This window comes from Bacillus sp. FMQ74, assembly GCF_001875785.1.
GTDB classification, from domain to species: domain Bacteria; phylum Bacillota; class Bacilli; order Bacillales; family Bacillaceae; genus Bacillus; species Bacillus stercoris.
In genome coordinates, this window is the sequence record NZ_MOEO01000017.1 from 1 (window position 1) to 15,028 (window position 15,028).

17 protein-coding genes and 2 rRNA genes are annotated in these 15,028 nt (G+C 40.8%); 18 read left to right on the top strand and 1 reads right to left on the bottom strand.

Annotation, left to right across the window (positions count from 1 at the left end):
- The 15 genes from BLL41_RS20595 to rsmI form a co-directional block, all read left to right on the top strand.
- A 23S ribosomal RNA gene (locus BLL41_RS20595) occupies nt 1-122 on the top strand; the annotation flags it as partial.
- A gap of 133 nt (nt 123-255) precedes the next feature.
- Nucleotides 256-371, top strand: a 5S ribosomal RNA gene (gene rrf, locus BLL41_RS20600).
- Between the two features lie 178 nt (nt 372-549).
- The gene (gene csfB, locus BLL41_RS20605) at nt 550-744 is read left to right on the top strand and encodes an anti-sigma-G factor (RefSeq protein ID WP_071579280.1); all 195 of its coding nucleotides are present in this window, start codon (nt 550-552) and stop codon (nt 742-744) included.
- A 119-nt stretch (nt 745-863) separates the two neighbouring features.
- Entirely contained in the window at nt 864-1,478 is a 615-nt protein-coding gene (locus BLL41_RS20610) for a 5-bromo-4-chloroindolyl phosphate hydrolysis family protein (protein ID WP_071579243.1), read from the top strand.
- An 18-nt stretch (nt 1,479-1,496) separates the two neighbouring features.
- Nucleotides 1,497-2,657, top strand: a complete 1,161-nt coding sequence (locus BLL41_RS20615) for a toxic anion resistance protein (RefSeq protein ID WP_071579244.1) — start codon at nt 1,497-1,499, stop codon at nt 2,655-2,657.
- 81 nt (nt 2,658-2,738) lie between these two features.
- Nucleotides 2,739-4,181 (top strand): aminotransferase class I/II-fold pyridoxal phosphate-dependent enzyme, encoded by a 1,443-nt coding sequence (locus tag BLL41_RS20620; RefSeq protein WP_071579245.1) that lies wholly within the window; start codon nt 2,739-2,741, stop codon nt 4,179-4,181.
- Complete coding sequence (gene tmk, locus BLL41_RS20625; protein WP_071579246.1) at nt 4,178-4,816, top strand: dTMP kinase; 639 nt, start codon at nt 4,178-4,180, stop codon at nt 4,814-4,816. The genes BLL41_RS20620 and tmk overlap by 4 nt, the downstream gene beginning before the upstream one ends.
- A 73-nt stretch (nt 4,817-4,889) precedes the next feature.
- Complete coding sequence (gene darA, locus BLL41_RS20630; protein ID WP_003242755.1) at nt 4,890-5,219, top strand: cyclic di-AMP receptor DarA; 330 nt, start codon at nt 4,890-4,892, stop codon at nt 5,217-5,219.
- A gap of 12 nt (nt 5,220-5,231) precedes the next feature.
- On the top strand, nt 5,232-5,672 hold the full coding sequence (locus BLL41_RS20635; protein ID WP_071579247.1) for a YaaR family protein: 441 nt from the start codon (nt 5,232-5,234) through the stop codon (nt 5,670-5,672).
- 11 nt (nt 5,673-5,683) lie between these two features.
- Nucleotides 5,684-6,673 (top strand): DNA polymerase III subunit delta', encoded by a 990-nt coding sequence (holB, locus tag BLL41_RS20640; RefSeq protein WP_071579248.1) that lies wholly within the window; start codon nt 5,684-5,686, stop codon nt 6,671-6,673.
- A 2-nt stretch (nt 6,674-6,675) separates the two neighbouring features.
- On the top strand, nt 6,676-7,503 hold the full coding sequence (ricT, locus tag BLL41_RS20645; protein WP_003226767.1) for a competence/sporulation regulator complex protein RicT: 828 nt from the start codon (nt 6,676-6,678) through the stop codon (nt 7,501-7,503).
- Between the two features lie 14 nt (nt 7,504-7,517).
- Nucleotides 7,518-7,877, top strand: coding sequence for a replication initiation-control protein YabA (yabA, locus tag BLL41_RS20650; protein WP_003218308.1), 360 nt, complete (start codon nt 7,518-7,520; stop codon nt 7,875-7,877).
- Between the two features lie 58 nt (nt 7,878-7,935).
- Nucleotides 7,936-8,679 (top strand): tRNA1(Val) (adenine(37)-N6)-methyltransferase, encoded by a 744-nt coding sequence (locus BLL41_RS20655; protein ID WP_071579249.1) that lies wholly within the window; start codon nt 7,936-7,938, stop codon nt 8,677-8,679.
- Entirely contained in the window at nt 8,666-8,965 is a 300-nt protein-coding gene (locus BLL41_RS20660; protein WP_071579250.1) for a GIY-YIG nuclease family protein, read from the top strand. The genes BLL41_RS20655 and BLL41_RS20660 overlap by 14 nt, the downstream gene beginning before the upstream one ends.
- Nucleotides 8,940-9,818: a 16S rRNA (cytidine(1402)-2'-O)-methyltransferase gene (rsmI, locus tag BLL41_RS20665; RefSeq protein ID WP_071579251.1), complete on the top strand. Its 879-nt coding sequence runs from the start codon at nt 8,940-8,942 to the stop codon at nt 9,816-9,818. Before BLL41_RS20660 ends, rsmI begins: the two co-directional genes overlap by 26 nt.
- Before the next feature lie 48 nt (nt 9,819-9,866).
- Here the strand turns inward: rsmI and abrB are convergent, their stop codons facing one another.
- Nucleotides 9,867-10,157 carry a transition state genes transcriptional regulator AbrB gene (gene abrB / locus BLL41_RS20670; RefSeq protein WP_003226760.1) on the bottom strand — a complete coding sequence of 97 codons (291 nt, stop codon included), beginning with the start codon at nt 10,155-10,157 and terminating at the stop codon, nt 9,867-9,869.
- 494 nt (nt 10,158-10,651) lie between these two features.
- Here abrB and metG point away from each other — a divergent pair, with 494 nt between their 5' ends.
- The 3 genes from metG to BLL41_RS20685 all read left to right on the top strand — a co-directional run bounded on the left by metG (nt 10,652) and on the right by BLL41_RS20685 (nt 14,961).
- The gene (gene metG, locus BLL41_RS20675; protein WP_071579252.1) at nt 10,652-12,646 is read left to right on the top strand and encodes a methionine--tRNA ligase; all 1,995 of its coding nucleotides are present in this window, start codon (nt 10,652-10,654) and stop codon (nt 12,644-12,646) included.
- A gap of 78 nt (nt 12,647-12,724) precedes the next feature.
- Nucleotides 12,725-13,492: a TatD family hydrolase gene (locus BLL41_RS20680; RefSeq protein ID WP_071579253.1), complete on the top strand. Its 768-nt coding sequence runs from the start codon at nt 12,725-12,727 to the stop codon at nt 13,490-13,492.
- 155 nt (nt 13,493-13,647) lie between these two features.
- Nucleotides 13,648-14,961 carry a ubiquitin-like domain-containing protein gene (locus BLL41_RS20685; protein WP_071579254.1) on the top strand — a complete coding sequence of 438 codons (1,314 nt, stop codon included), beginning with the start codon at nt 13,648-13,650 and terminating at the stop codon, nt 14,959-14,961.
- The last annotated feature ends 67 nt before the right edge of the window (nt 14,962-15,028 follow it).

Consider the following 15,028-nt stretch of genomic DNA (forward strand, 5'->3'; position numbering starts at 1 on the left):
ATGAGATTTCCCATTCCGCAAGGAAGTAAGATCCCTGAAAGATGATCAGGTTGATAGGTCTGAGGTGGAAGTGTGGCGACACATGGAGCTGACAGATACTAATCGATCGAGGACTTAACCACATTTTGAATGATGTCACACCTGTTATCTAGTTTTGAGAGAACACCTCTCTAATGGCGGAAAGGTAAGGAAACTCCGCTAAGGGCTCTCACATCCTGTGAGAAACGCCCAGTACCTTCATCCAGAAGGCATTTGTTTGGTGGCGATAGCGAAGAGGTCACACCCGTTCCCATACCGAACACGGAAGTTAAGCTCTTCAGCGCCGATGGTAGTCGGGGGTTTCCCCCTGTGAGAGTAGGACGCCGCCAAGCAAGCTTAAACCCAGCTCATTGAGCTGGGTTTTTTGTTTACTCAAGATCGAGAAAAACAAACAAATACAAACACCGAGAGCTTATATAGCCCATATACTGATTCCAAGTTTCAAAAAGATCTAAATAGTGTATACAATATCCGTTTTAAGGGGAGGCTAATTGTATGGAGGTGGAGAAGGTGGACGAAACAGCTAAACTTAATCATACATGTGTGATTTGTGATCAAGAGAAGAATAGAGGCATTCATCTTTATACGAAATTCATATGCTTAGATTGTGAGAGAAAAGTAATTTCTACATCAACTTCTGATCCTGACTATGCCTTTTACGTGAAAAAACTAAAGAGCATTCATACACCGCCATTATATTCATAGACCTGAAAAGGTCTTTTTTTGTACGCTTAATAATAAAAAGAAGATGAAACTTGTTTAAGGATTGAACGTAGTAGATAATAATATTAAAACTGAGTATAGACACAGGAGTCGATTATCTCATGCAGAGATTTTTTCACTTTTTGATGTGGAGTTTAACTAGCAGTGCGACTTTTGTTTTCATAGGGATATTGTGCTTTTTCGGTTTAAATCAGTCGCTTTTTTTATCTTTTGTTTATGGGCTTGCTTCAGGAGCAGTCGTATACACAGCTGGTATCTGGAATGCAAGACGGTTATTTCTTAAAAAGCATGAATTGACAGGAAGAGAGTATGCTTACATTAAGAAAAATCTAGAGGAAGCAAGGCGGAAAATCATACGTCTTAGAAAAGCATTGTTTCAGGTTAAAAGCATTCAAATGTTTAAGCTAAATGCGGAAATCCTTAGGCTTGTCAGAAGGATTTATTTGCTAACCAAAAAAGAGCCAAAGCGGTTTTATCAGGCAGAGCGATTTTTTTATCAAACTCTCGATTCAGTTGTTGAATTGACAGAGAAGTATGCTTTTCTATCATCTCACCCAAAAAAAAGCAAAGAATTGTCGATGTCGTTAAGTGAGACACGCATCACTCTTACTGAATTGACCAAGCGTTTAGAGGAAGATTTAACTCAAGTAATGGGTGATGAAATTGGCGAGTTGCAATTTGAATTAGATGCAGCAAAACATTCATTAAAGAAATAAGGGAAGAGGGTAAGAGCGATGAACCGAAATCAAAGCGACCTTCATATAGATGAATTATTGGCAGACCCTTTTGGAGGTAACATAGAGATACCAGGTTCGGAGGCAGTAAAAGCAGAGAAAGAGCAAGTACGGCTTGTTGATGTTCTTCCTGAGGAAAACAAGGAAAAAGCAATTCAGCTTGCTGGACAGATTGATCATAAAAATATGCAAAGCATTGTCTTATACGGTTCACAAGCTCAATCTAAATTGCTGAACTTTTCTCATGATATGATTAATCATGTTCAAAAGAAGGATGTCGGGGAGATTGGCGAAATACTTGGAGAGCTGATGAAAAAGCTGGAGCAAGTAAATCCTGATGATCTTCAGTCTAAGAAAAAGGTTTTTTTGGCACGCATGTTTGGAAGAGTATCAAATTCTCTTCAAGAGGTGCTGTCTAAATATCAAAAGACCAGCGTGCAGATAGACAGAATCAGCTTGAAGCTGGAGCACTCTAAAAATGCTTTAATCAGTGACAATAAGCTATTAGAGCAGTTATATGAAAAAAATAAAGAGTATTTCGAGGCGCTGAATGTTTATATTGCTGCAGGAGAACTGAAGCTGGAGGAATTAAAAACAAAAACAATTCCTGAACTGAAGCAACAGGCTGAATCGAGTGATCATAACCAAATGGCCGCTCAAGAAGTAAATGATTTGATTCAATTTGCTGACCGGTTAGATAAAAGGGTGCACGATTTGCTGCTGAGCAGGCAAATTACAATCCAAAGTGCTCCGCAAATCAGACTGATTCAAAATACAAACCAAGCGTTAGCTGAAAAGATCCAGTCATCCATTGTGACAGCGATTCCGCTTTGGAAAAACCAAGTTGCGATCGCACTGACACTTTTAAGGCAGCGCAATGCAGTGGATGCACAACAGAAAGTATCTGATACAACCAATGAGCTTTTGCTGAAAAATGCGGAGCTTTTAAAAACCAATACAATTGAAACTGTACGGGCAAATGAACGAGGCCTTGTTGATATAGATACCTTGAAAAAGGTGCAGGAAAGCTTAATCAGCACGCTTGAAGAAACACTAACTATACAAGAAGAAGGACGAATCAAACGTCGTCAGGCAGAAGAAGAGCTTATGATGATGGAAGGCGATCTAAAGCAAAAGCTGCTTACAATAAAGGAAAGATAGTTACCAGTAAGTCTGGCTTTAAGTTCTGTCAGAGGAACGATATAATAAAGTGTAAGAAGACACATTCAAAGGATTGTTTTCATGAACACACCTTTATATAAAGCATTAATTCAACATGCGAGAAGAAATTCTCATTCATTTCATGTTCCGGGACATCACAATGGAGATGTCTTTTTTGATGACGCTAAGTCAATATTCGATCCGCTTCTCACCATTGATGTAACTGAACTGGCAGGGCTGGATGATCTCCATCATCCTTCCGGGGCAATTAAGGAAGCGCAAGAGCTTGTCAGTCAATTATATGAATCGGCAGAAAGCTTTTTTCTGGTGAATGGTACGACTGTCGGAAACTTGGCGATGATTTTATCTGTTTGTGAACCTGGTGACACAATTTTGGTTCAAAGAAACTGTCATAAATCTGTATTTCATGCTGTTGATTTAGCTGGTGCAGAGCCAGTTTATCTCGCACCTGACGTTGATTCAGCGATGCATGTGCCTACGCATGTTCCGCTTGGTACAATTAAAGAAGCCTTGGCAGCATATCCTGATGCGAAAGGCTTGGTACTGACCAATCCGACATATTACGGGCATAGTGCTGATTTGACCGAGATCATTACTGAGGCCCATCATTACGGGATTCCTGTTTTGGTGGACGAAGCACATGGCGCACATTTTATTTTAGGAGAGCCTTTTCCAGTCTCAGCTTTAAAAATGGGGGCAGATATTGTTGTTCAGTCTGCCCACAAAACGTTGCCTGCCATGACGATGGGCTCTTATTTGCACCTCAACAGCAGCTGCAGAGTTAACAGGGATCGGGTGGCAGAGTATTTAAACCGATTACAAAGCAGCAGCCCGTCTTATCCGATTATGGCTTCGTTAGACATTGCCCGCGCTTATGTACAGCATATTATAGAAGAACAAAAGCTTCCTGACATTCTGCAGCGAATACAAACACTTAAACAAACGTTTGATTCACTTACAAATGCAGAAGCTGTTAACCCTGCTAATACACAGATTATAGTTGACCCGCTGAAGCTTACCATTCGTTCAAAACGCGGGCATTCTGGCTATACGCTGCAAAGCATATTAGAGCGTGCCAACATATTCACTGAGCTTGCTGACGAAAATCAAGTACTGCTCGTTCTCCCATTGGGAGGAAAACGGAGAATAAATGCTGAAACCATTAGAAGCATTGATGAGGAGATTGAGAAAACGCCTCCGGAGCGGCCGTTTGTTCCTGCAGAATGGGGAGCGCAGCCTGTAACTATCTTGCCTTATCAAAAAAAGGTCTTACATTCGTTTAAGAAGGAATATGTGGACTTTGGGGAAGCAGCAGGCCGGCTGAATGCAGAGGATATCATCCCTTATCCTCCAGGTATCCCGATGATTATGGCAGGAGAAAGAATAACAAAAGAAAGTGTGCGAAAGCTCAGCCGCTTGATCAGCATGAAAACGCATGTTCAAGGGAATATGAAAATCAAAGAGAAACAACTACTTGTTTATATAGAAGAGGAGAAATCATGAGCGGTTTATTTATTACATTCGAAGGTCCTGAAGGTGCGGGGAAAACAACTGTTCTCCAGGAAATCAAAAACATACTGTCAGCAGAAGGCCTTCAGGTTATGGCAACTCGAGAGCCGGGCGGAATAGATATTGCAGAACAAATTCGAGAGGTTATTCTGAATGAGAACAACACATTAATGGACCCAAAAACAGAAGCTCTCTTATATGCAGCTGCAAGACGCCAGCATTTAGTTGAAAAAGTAAAACCTGCTTTAGAACAGGGGCATGTCGTTCTTTGCGACAGATTCATAGACAGTTCGCTTGCGTATCAAGGCTATGCAAGAGGACTTGGAATTGATGAGGTTCTGTCCATAAATGAATTTGCCATTGGAGATATGATGCCCCATGTAACGGTTTATTTTTCAATTGATCCGGAAGAAGGCCTGAAGCGTATTTATGCAAACGGCTCACGGGAGAAAAACAGGCTCGATTTAGAAAAACTGGACTTTCATACAAAGGTACAGGAAGGTTATCAAGAGCTGATGAAGCGATTTCCGGAAAGATTCCATTCAGTTGATGCCGGGCAATCTAAAGACCTCGTCGTTCAGGATGTTCTAAAGGTGATCAATGAAGCGTTGAAAAAAATTCAATTGTGACCTGTTTCCCAATAGTTGATATAATAATGTAAACGAGATCATGTTGTTTCCAATCTAAAGGAGGCCTTCACAGATGAAATTGATAGTGGCAGTTGTACAAGATCAGGACAGCAACAGACTTTTGAAAACCTTAACGGATCACAACTTCAGGGTCACAAAGCTTGCGACGACGGGAGGATTTCTTAAATCAGGCAATACAACGTTTATGATTGGTGTTGAGGATATACGTGTCAATAAAGCGTTGAGTCTCATTAAAGAAAACGGACAGAAACGTGATCAAATGATTGCCCCTGTATCTCCAATGGGCGGAAATGCTGATTCTTATGTCCCTTATCCAGTCGAAGTTGAAGTTGGCGGAGCGACAGTATTTGTCCTTCCAGTCGATGAATTTCATCAATTTTAAGGATTTGAAACTGTGAAAATTAATAAAGATATACGTACATTTATAGATAATAAGCAGCTTCCCTCTGTGAAAACATCTGAGATTACAGCATCGTTTAAAACATCAATGGAAAACCAAAGCAGCAAATTGAAGCTTGATCAGCTTACCAGGATGTTATCCGATATAGAGGCGTTTGGAAAAAGGCTAACGAAATCGCGGAACTTTAAAGACTTAGCGAGATTTAAAGGACTTGTGAAACGTTTTGTCAAAGAAGCTGTGGACAGCGGCCTCTCACATGAAACGTCGAAAAGCTTTGACCTTTACGGGAACAGCAGAACGCTGGGACTTGTGAAAGAAATAGATGAAAAATTGATAAAGCTTACAGAAGAGATGATGGATCAGGAAAAACCGGCAATTGATTTGCTGGAGCGTATTGGCGAAATAAAAGGTTTATTGATTAACCTTTACACATAGAGAGTGATACAATGGCAATAACCTGGAAGGAAATGAACGAGCTTCAGCCCAGAGTGATGAAGCTTTTATATAATAGTATTGAGAAGGACAGACTATCACACGCTTATTTGTTTGAGGGGAAAAAAGGAACAGGCAAGCTTGATGCCGCGCTGCTTCTTGCAAAAAGCTTCTTTTGTTTGGAGGATGGCGCGGAGCCTTGTGAGAGCTGCCGAAACTGTAAACGGATAGAGTCAGGGAACCATCCCGATCTCCATCTTGTTCAGCCTGATGGCTTATCAATCAAAAAGGCGCAAATTCAAGCGTTGCAAGAAGAGTTTTCTAAGACCGGACTTGAATCGCATAAAAAGCTGTATATTATTTCGCACGCAGATCAAATGACAGCAAATGCGGCGAACAGCCTGCTGAAATTTTTAGAAGAACCGAACAAAGACACAATGGCCGTCCTCATCACTGAGCAGCCCCAAAGGTTATTGGATACCATCATTTCAAGATGCCAAACCCTTCCTTTTCAGCCTTTGCAGCCAAAAGCAATTGAAGACAGACTGATCGAACAGGACGTCTCGCCTCATATGGCAAGGCTCCTGGCCAACATGACCAATAATGTAGCAGAAGCAGTCGAATTAAGTCGAAATGATGAGTTTGCAGAGTCTAGAGCGAAAGTGATAAAATTGTATGAAGTCCTACACCAGCGGAAAGGACATGCTTTTTTCTTTATTCAAGATCAATGGATGCCCTTTTTCAAAGAAAAAACCCATCAAGAAATGGGTCTTGATATGCTCTTATTGATATATCGTGATGTGTTGTCCATCCAAATAGGAAATGAAGATAAATTGATTTATCAAGACTTATTCCAATCAATAAAACAGCATGCGCTACAATCAACACAACAAAGCGTTACGAATCAGATACTTGCTGTTTTAGAAGCAAAGAAACGGCTTCATTCCAATGTGAATGTACAAGGATTAATGGAGCACTTGGTGTTAATGTTGCAGGAGGGATAAGCTTGTACAATGTAATTGGTGTCCGCTTTAAGAAAGCGGGTAAAATATATTATTTTGATCCGAATGGATTTCATATAGAACATGACAGCTGCGTAATTGTAGAAACTGTCAGAGGCGTTGAGTACGGCCAGGTCGTAATTGCAAATAAACAGGTGGATGAGCATGATGTGGTGCTTCCCCTTCGAAAAGTGATACGTGTGGCTGATGAGCGCGATCTTCTCATTGTAGAAGAAAATAAACAGGAAGCACTATCAGCATTTGATATCTGCCAAAAGAAAGTGATTGAACATGGCTTGGATATGAAGCTGGTCGATGTTGAATTCACGTTTGATCGCAATAAAGTCATTTTTTACTTCACTGCTGACGGCCGAGTAGATTTTAGAGAGCTTGTAAAGGATTTGGCTTCTATCTTTAAGACAAGAATTGAGCTGCGCCAAATCGGAGTGAGGGATGAGGCGAAAATGCTCGGAGGAATCGGTCCTTGCGGAAGAATGCTTTGCTGTTCAACGTTTCTTGGAGATTTTGAACCCGTTTCCATTAAAATGGCCAAGGATCAGAACTTGTCTTTAAATCCTACGAAGATTTCAGGTCTTTGCGGACGTTTGATGTGCTGTTTAAAATATGAGAACGATGAGTATGAGACCGCAAAAGAACAGCTTCCGGATATTGGAGAAATGATTACGACAGCAAACGGCCCCGCGAAGGTCGTCGGACTAAATATTCTGGAACGGGTGCTTCAGGTGGAACTGATAAACCGTGAAAAAGTGATAGAATATACTTGGGAAGAGCTCTTGGAAGAGGGCGTCGTATCCGCACAAACCACAGATTAACGAGGTGTGGAACCTTGGATAAAAAAGAGTTATTTGATACAGTCATTAACTTAGAAGAACAAATTGGTTCACTGTACCGGCAGCTGGGGGATTTGAAGCAGCATATCGGTGAGATGATTGAGGAAAATCATCATTTACAGCTTGAAAACAAGCATTTGCGCAAACGGCTGGACGATACGACGCAGCAGATTGAAAAGTTCAAAGCTGATAAAAAAGAATCAAAAACACAGAAGACAGAGCAAACTGATATAGGGGAAGGATATGATAATCTGGCACGTCTGTATCAAGAAGGATTTCATATCTGCAATGTCCACTATGGAAGTGTTCGAAAAGAAGATTGTCTTTTCTGTCTGTCATTCTTAAATAAAAAATAGGAAAAAGGCTTCCGCATAAGACGGGAGCCTTTTTCAAAGGTACTGAAAGGATAAGAAGATGGTTTCATTACGTGATGATGAAAGATTAGATTATTTGCTGGCAGAGGACATGAAAATCATACAAAGTCCAACGGTGTTTGCTTTTTCGTTGGACGCTGTGCTTCTGTCGAAATTTGCGTACGTTCCGATTCAAAAAGGGAAAATCGTTGATTTATGCACCGGCAATGGCATTGTGCCGCTGTTGCTCAGTACAAGATCAAAAGCAGACATTCTTGGTGTCGAAATTCAAGAAAGGCTCCATGATATGGCTGTTCGCAGTGTGGAGTATAATAAGCTGCAGGATCAGATTCAGGTCATACATGATGATCTGAAAAACATGCCGGAGAAACTTGGACATAATCGATATGATGTTGTCACCTGCAATCCGCCGTATTTTAAAACGCCGAAGCAAACTGAACAAAACATGAACGAGCATCTCCGAATCGCAAGACATGAAATCCACTGTACATTAGAGGATGTCATTTCAGTCAGCAGCAAACTGCTCAAACAAGGAGGAAAGGCAGCACTTGTTCACCGGCCGGGACGGCTTCTGGAGATTTTTGAACTGATGAAGGCTTATCAAATCGAGCCGAAGCGTGTGCAATTTGTCTACCCGAAGCAAGGGAAGGAAGCCAATACCATTTTGGTTGAAGGAATCAAAGGCGGGCGTCCAGATTTGAAAATTCTTCCTCCTTTGTTCGTTTATGATGAACAAAATGAATATACAAAAGAGATCAGGACCATTTTATATGGAGACAAATAATCATTTCTTCTACGTCGTGAAATGTAAGGACAATAGCTGGTATGCCGGGTATACCAACGATCTGCATAAACGGGTGAAGACACACAATGACGGAAAGGGCGCAAAGTATACAAAAGTAAGGCGTCCGGTTGAATTGATTTTTGCCGAAGCTTTCGACACCAAGCGGGAAGCTATGCAGGCGGAATATTATTTCAAAAAACTAACTCGAAAGAAAAAAGAGCTTTATATAGAAGAAAAACGGAACAGCAAGGAGGCTGTATATGTTAAGGCGCCAAATGAGCTTTAATGGAAAGTCGGACATGGGAATTCTTTACTTGGTCCCAACCCCAATCGGAAATCTAGAGGATATGACATTCCGGGCGATCGATACGCTGAAATCAGTGGATGCGATTGCTGCGGAAGATACGAGGCAAACAAAAAAGCTTTGCCATGTATATGAAATTGAAACACCGCTCGTCAGCTACCACGAACACAATAAAGAAAGCAGCGGGCACAAAATTATTGAATGGCTGAAATCAGGAAAAAACATTGCTCTTGTCAGTGATGCCGGTTTGCCGACAATTTCTGATCCTGGAGCTGAAATCGTTAAAGATTTTACGGATATAGGCGGTTATGTTGTTCCGTTGCCGGGAGCCAATGCTGCATTAACAGCTCTTATTGCTTCAGGTATTATACCGCAGCCTTTTTTCTTTTACGGTTTTCTCAACAGACAGAAAAAAGAAAAGAAGAAGGAGCTTGAAGCCCTTAAAAAACGGCGGGAAACAATTATTTTTTATGAAGCGCCTCACAGATTGAAGGAAACCTTGTCAGCGATGGCAGAGATATTAGGGGATCGAGAAATTGCTGTAACGCGTGAACTCACTAAAAAATATGAAGAGTTTATCCGAGGAACGATATCCGAGGTCATCGAATGGGCAAACGAGGATCAGATACGCGGCGAGTTTTGTCTTGTTGTAGAAGGAAGTAATAATGAAGAAGCAGATGAGGAAGAACAATGGTGGGAAACCCTCACTGCGAAAGAACATGTCGAGCATTACATCTCGAAAGGCGCTACTTCTAAAGAAGCCATTAAAAAAGCAGCAGTCGATCGCAATGTACCAAAGCGTGAAATGTACGATGCTTACCATATTAAGCAATAAAAAAACGTTCTTGTATCATAACAAGAACGTTTTTTGTACAAGAAATGATTATTTAAGGTTTTGAAGCTGGTTTTGGATTTCGCTGATGATTTGCTCAGCGCCTTCTTTACTAAGAACCAATTTACCGCCTGCAAGTTTAAGGTTATCATCAGAAACTTCACCAGTTACTTGGCAAGTCATGTTTGGTTTATATTTTTTAAGGATGATTTTTTCATCATCAACATAAATTTCAAGAGCATCTTTTTCTGCGATTCCAAGTGTACGACGCAATTCGATAGGAATAACTACACGTCCTAATTCATCAACTTTACGTACAATACCAGTAGATTTCATAAACATTCTCCTCCCAAGAGATACTTATTTGTTTAAATTATATTTTTCTTCGTCATTATTCGACAAAATCCTTACCTTCATAGCATAACAAGGTTTCCAATAATCGTCAATCATTTTGTTTACTATTGATTGTAAGAATTAGTTCTTATAGTCAGTAATGTCTTGGAAACTACCGAAATAACAGCATTTTATAAATATTTAATAAAGCTATTATCCTACTAAAAATCCTTTTAAATCAAGACTTTCGAACCAAAGTTTTTTATTTCATTTGATTATATACGACAAAATTCGACACGAACAGACTTTTTTTATTTTCATTAAAGATTTTTAATTTTAATTATTCTTTTTCAGGGCATATGTATATATTCTTGATCTTAAAGGCTAAGATGGTATCATAGATAAAGGATAAATATAAATAATATTCATATATGATTTGCACTTATCGCCGCTCTCGTCCTTTGGGCGGGAGCTTTTTGACATTCTGATTAGGAGGTTTCAAGATGCCGCAAGAAAACAATACATTTTACATTACAACACCGATTTATTATCCGAGCGGAAAATTACATATCGGCCATGCATATACGACAGTCGCGGGAGATGCAATGGCACGCTACAAAAGATTAAAAGGGTTCGATGTTCGCTATTTAACGGGAACGGACGAGCATGGACAAAAGATCCAGCAAAAAGCTGAACAGGAAAACATTACACCTCAGGAGTATGTGGATCGTGCAGCGGCAGATATTCAAAAACTGTGGACGCAGCTTGAAATCTCAAACGACGACTTTATCCGCACGACAGAAAAACGGCATAAAGCTGTCATTGAAAAGGTGTTTCAAAAGCTCCTTGATAACGGGGACATCTATCTTGATGAGTATGAAGGCTGGTACAGCATCCCTGATGAAACGTTCTACACGGAAACTCAGCTTGTTGATATCGAGCGGAATGAAAAGGGAGAGGTCATCGGCGGAAAAAGCCCTGACAGCGGTCACCCAGTTGAATTGATCAAAGAGGAATCTTATTTCTTCCGTATGGGGAAATACGCGGATCGTCTTCTGAAATACTATGAAGAAAATCCGACCTTTATCCAGCCGGAATCACGCAAAAACGAAATGATTAATAATTTTATCAAGCCTGGACTTGAGGATTTGGCAGTATCACGTACCACTTTTGATTGGGGCGTAAAGGTGCCGGAAAATCCAAAGCATGTTGTATATGTTTGGATTGACGCACTATTTAACTATTTAACAGCACTAGGTTATGATACAGAAAATGATGAGCTGTATCAAAAATATTGGCCTGCCGATGTTCATTTAGTCGGTAAGGAGATTGTACGATTCCATACTATTTACTGGCCAATTATGCTGATGGCTCTGGATCTGCCTCTGCCGAAGCAAGTATTCGCTCATGGCTGGCTTTTGATGAAAGACGGAAAAATGTCAAAATCAAAAGGAAATGTTGTAGATCCAGTTACATTAATTGAACGCTATGGTTTAGACGAGCTTCGCTATTACCTGCTTCGCGAAGTGCCGTTCGGATCTGACGGTGTATTCACGCCGGAAGGATTTGTTGAGCGCATCAACTATGATCTAGCGAATGACTTAGGAAACCTATTGAATCGTACTGTTGCGATGATCAATAAGTATTTTGACGGACAAATCGGTTCTTACAAAGGCGCCGTAACGGAATTTGATCAGACGCTCACTTCGGTTGCTGAAGAAACAGTGAAGGCTTACGAGAAAGCAATGGAAAACATGGAATTCTCGGTAGCACTTTCGACTTTATGGCAGCTAATCAGCCGCACAAACAAATACATTGATGAAACAGCTCCATGGGTGCTTGCAAAAGATCCGGCAAAAGAAGAAGAACTGCAATCCGTTATGTATCACCTGGCTGAATCGTTGCGTATTTCAGCGGTACTGCTACAGCCATTCTTAACAAAGACACCGGAAAAAATGTTCGAGCAGCTGGGCATTACTGATGAATCTTTAAAAGCTTGGGACAGCATTACAGCTTTCGGCCAGCTGAAAGATACAAAAGTACAAAAAGGCGAGCCATTGTTCCCACGCTTAGAGGCAGAGGAAGAAATTGCTTACATTAAAGGGAAGATGCAGGGTTCAGCGCCAGCGAAAGAAGAAACAAAAGAAGTAGAACCGCAAGAGGTTGATCGTTTACCTGAAATTACGATTGATCAATTCATGGATGTAGAACTTCGCGTGGCAGAAGTCATTGAGGCAGAGCCAGTGAAAAAAGCAGACCGTTTATTGAAGCTGCAGCTGGATCTTGGTTTTGAAAAGCGCCAAGTGGTATCCGGCATAGCGAAGCATTATACGCCTGAAGAGCTTGTTGGAAAGAAACTCGTTTGCGTTACAAATCTAAAACCGGTTAAACTGAGAGGCGAGCTTTCTCAAGGTATGATCCTTGCAGGGGAAGCAGACGGCGTATTAAAAGTCGTATCTATCGATCAGTCGTTACCGAAAGGCACAAGAATTAAATAATGATAAACAAAAGGTGTTTCACGTGTAACAATTCGTCGAACACCTTTTGTGTTTCGACAAGAAAGGAGTTTTTCACTTATGTTGTTTGACACACACGCGCATTTAAATGCGGAACAATATGATACTGATCTGGAAGAGGTTATTGAACGGGCAAAAGCTGAAAAAGTTGAACGAATTGTCGTAGTTGGTTTTGACCGTCCAACCATTACCCGTGCGATGGAAATGATTGAGGAATATGATTTTATTTATGCAGCCATCGGCTGGCATCCTGTTGACGCGATTGACATGACAGAGGAAGATTTAGCGTGGATTAAAGAGCTTTCTGCTCATGAGAAAGTGGTAGCGATAGGTGAAATGGGACTTGATTATCATTGGGATAAATCACCTAAAGATATTCAAAAAGAGGTGTTTAGAAAACAAATTTCCTTAGCAAAAGAGGTCAATCTGCCTATTATCATTCATAACCGTGATGCAACGGAGGATGTCGTCACCATTTTGAAAGAGGAAGGTGCAGAAGCTGTGGGCGGAATTATGCACTGCTTTACAGGAAGTGCGGAAGTGGCAAGAGAATGCATGAAAATGAATTTTTATTTATCATTTGGAGGGCCGGTGACATTCAAAAACGCGAAGAAACCGAAGGAAGTAGTGAAGGAAATTCCGAATGACCGGTTGCTGATTGAAACGGACTGCCCGTTTCTCACGCCTCACCCTTTCCGCGGGAAAAGAAATGAACCGAGATATGTGAAATATGTGGCAGAACAAATCGCCGAATTAAAAGAAATGACCTTTGAAGAGATTGCCTCAATCACGACTGAAAATGCGAAAAGACTTTTCCGTATAAACTGACAAAAAACGCTAGCGGGTTTTGTAAGAGCTTGTCCCTTACAGCGTTTTTCTATAAAAGTTCTACATGCTTTCTTCTCCTCATAGGATAGGTTTGTCGACAAGTCTTTCTTCCGTTTCTCAGTGTATTTCAGGATAATGAAGAAGACACTGAGCTTTTGGGAGAAAGAGAAGGGAGGGTTGACAGCCTTTTAGATACTCTATATAATCTCTCCGAGGAGAAGGAGGCGTTTTTCATCACACAAAAAATGAAAAAGCTGTTTTCCGTAAAGCTTAGCAAAAGCAAAGTCATTCTGGTTGCTGCTTGTTTGCTTTTGGCAGGAAGCGGGACTGCGTACGCGGCTCATGAGCTGACGAAACAATCAGTCTCAGTTTCTATCAATGGCAAAAAGAAACATATACGCACACATGCAAATACAGTCGGTGATCTTTTGGAGACGCTTGATATCAAGACAAGAGACGAAGACAAGATCACACCTGCTAAACAGACAAAGATAACAGCAGATATGGACGTTGTGTATGAGGCTGCAAAACCTGTGAAGCTTACAATAAACGGGGAAGAAAAGACATTATGGTCAACAGCAAAGACGGTCGGTGCATTACTGGACGAACAAGATGTTGATGTGAAAGAACAAGATCAAGTTGATCCCGCAATAGATACAGATATTTCGAAAGACATGAAGATTAACATAGAGCCCGCATTTCAGGTTACTGTGAATGATGCAGGAAAACAAAAGAAGATCTGGACGACTTCGACTACGGTCGCTGACTTTTTAAAACAGCAAAAGATGAACATAAAAGACGAAGATAAAATCAAGCCTGCGTTAGATGCAAAGCTGACGAAAGGAAAGGCTGATATTACAATTACTCGTATCGAAAAGGTCACCGATGTAGTTGAAGAGAAGATTGCGTTCGATGTGAAAAAGCAAGAAGACGCTTCTCTTGAAAAAGGGGAAGAAAAGGTCGTCCAAAAAGGAAAAGAAGGCAAGCTTAAGAAACATTTCGAAGTCGTTAAAGAAAACGGCAAAGAAGTGTCCAGAGAGCTTGTAAAAGAAGAAACAGCTGAACAGAGCAAAGATAAAGTGATTGCTGTCGGCACAAAGCAGAGCAGTCCAAAAGTTGAGAAGGTCAGCGCTTCAGGTGATTCAAAAACAGTTGTGTCTCGCAGCAATGAATCATCAGGAAAAGTCATGACTGTATCATCTACGGCTTATACGGCAAGCTGCAGCGGTTGTTCAGGACATACAGCGACAGGCGTCAATTTGAAAAATAATCCGAATGCCAAAGTCATCGCTGTGGATCCAAATGTTATTCCGCTAGGCTCCAAAGTCCACGTGGAAGGCTATGGATATGCTATTGCTGCAGATACTGGTTCAGCGATTAAAGGGAACAAAATAGACGTCTTTTTCCCAGAGAAATCATCGGCGTACCGATGGGGAAATAAAACAGTCAAAATTAAGATCTTAAATTAGTATATACTTATTATTCAGAGGGTTTTGCGCCCTCTGTTTTTTTCGTTATAATAGACAAAGTGCATTT

Excerpts from the sequence above, each read along its gene's own strand:
- BLL41_RS20655 (WP_071579249.1), top strand. The coding sequence starts at position 7,936 with ATGGTTTCATTACGTGATGATGAAAGATTAGATTATTTGCTGGCAGAG.
- rsmI (WP_071579251.1), top strand. The coding sequence starts at position 8,940 with ATGTTAAGGCGCCAAATGAGCTTTAATGGAAAGTCGGACATGGGAATT.
- BLL41_RS20680 (WP_071579253.1), top strand. The coding sequence starts at position 12,725 with ATGTTGTTTGACACACACGCGCATTTAAATGCGGAACAATATGATACT.
- tmk (WP_071579246.1), top strand. The coding sequence starts at position 4,178 with ATGAGCGGTTTATTTATTACATTCGAAGGTCCTGAAGGTGCGGGGAAA.
- holB (WP_071579248.1), top strand. The coding sequence starts at position 5,684 with ATGGCAATAACCTGGAAGGAAATGAACGAGCTTCAGCCCAGAGTGATG.
- BLL41_RS20610 (WP_071579243.1), top strand. The coding sequence starts at position 864 with ATGCAGAGATTTTTTCACTTTTTGATGTGGAGTTTAACTAGCAGTGCG.
- metG (WP_071579252.1), top strand. The coding sequence starts at position 10,652 with ATGCCGCAAGAAAACAATACATTTTACATTACAACACCGATTTATTAT.
- darA (WP_003242755.1), top strand. The coding sequence starts at position 4,890 with ATGAAATTGATAGTGGCAGTTGTACAAGATCAGGACAGCAACAGACTT.
- BLL41_RS20615 (WP_071579244.1), top strand. The coding sequence starts at position 1,497 with ATGAACCGAAATCAAAGCGACCTTCATATAGATGAATTATTGGCAGAC.
- BLL41_RS20660 (WP_071579250.1), top strand. The coding sequence starts at position 8,666 with ATGGAGACAAATAATCATTTCTTCTACGTCGTGAAATGTAAGGACAAT.
- BLL41_RS20620 (WP_071579245.1), top strand. The coding sequence starts at position 2,739 with ATGAACACACCTTTATATAAAGCATTAATTCAACATGCGAGAAGAAAT.
- abrB (WP_003226760.1), bottom strand. The coding sequence starts at position 10,157 with ATGTTTATGAAATCTACTGGTATTGTACGTAAAGTTGATGAATTAGGA.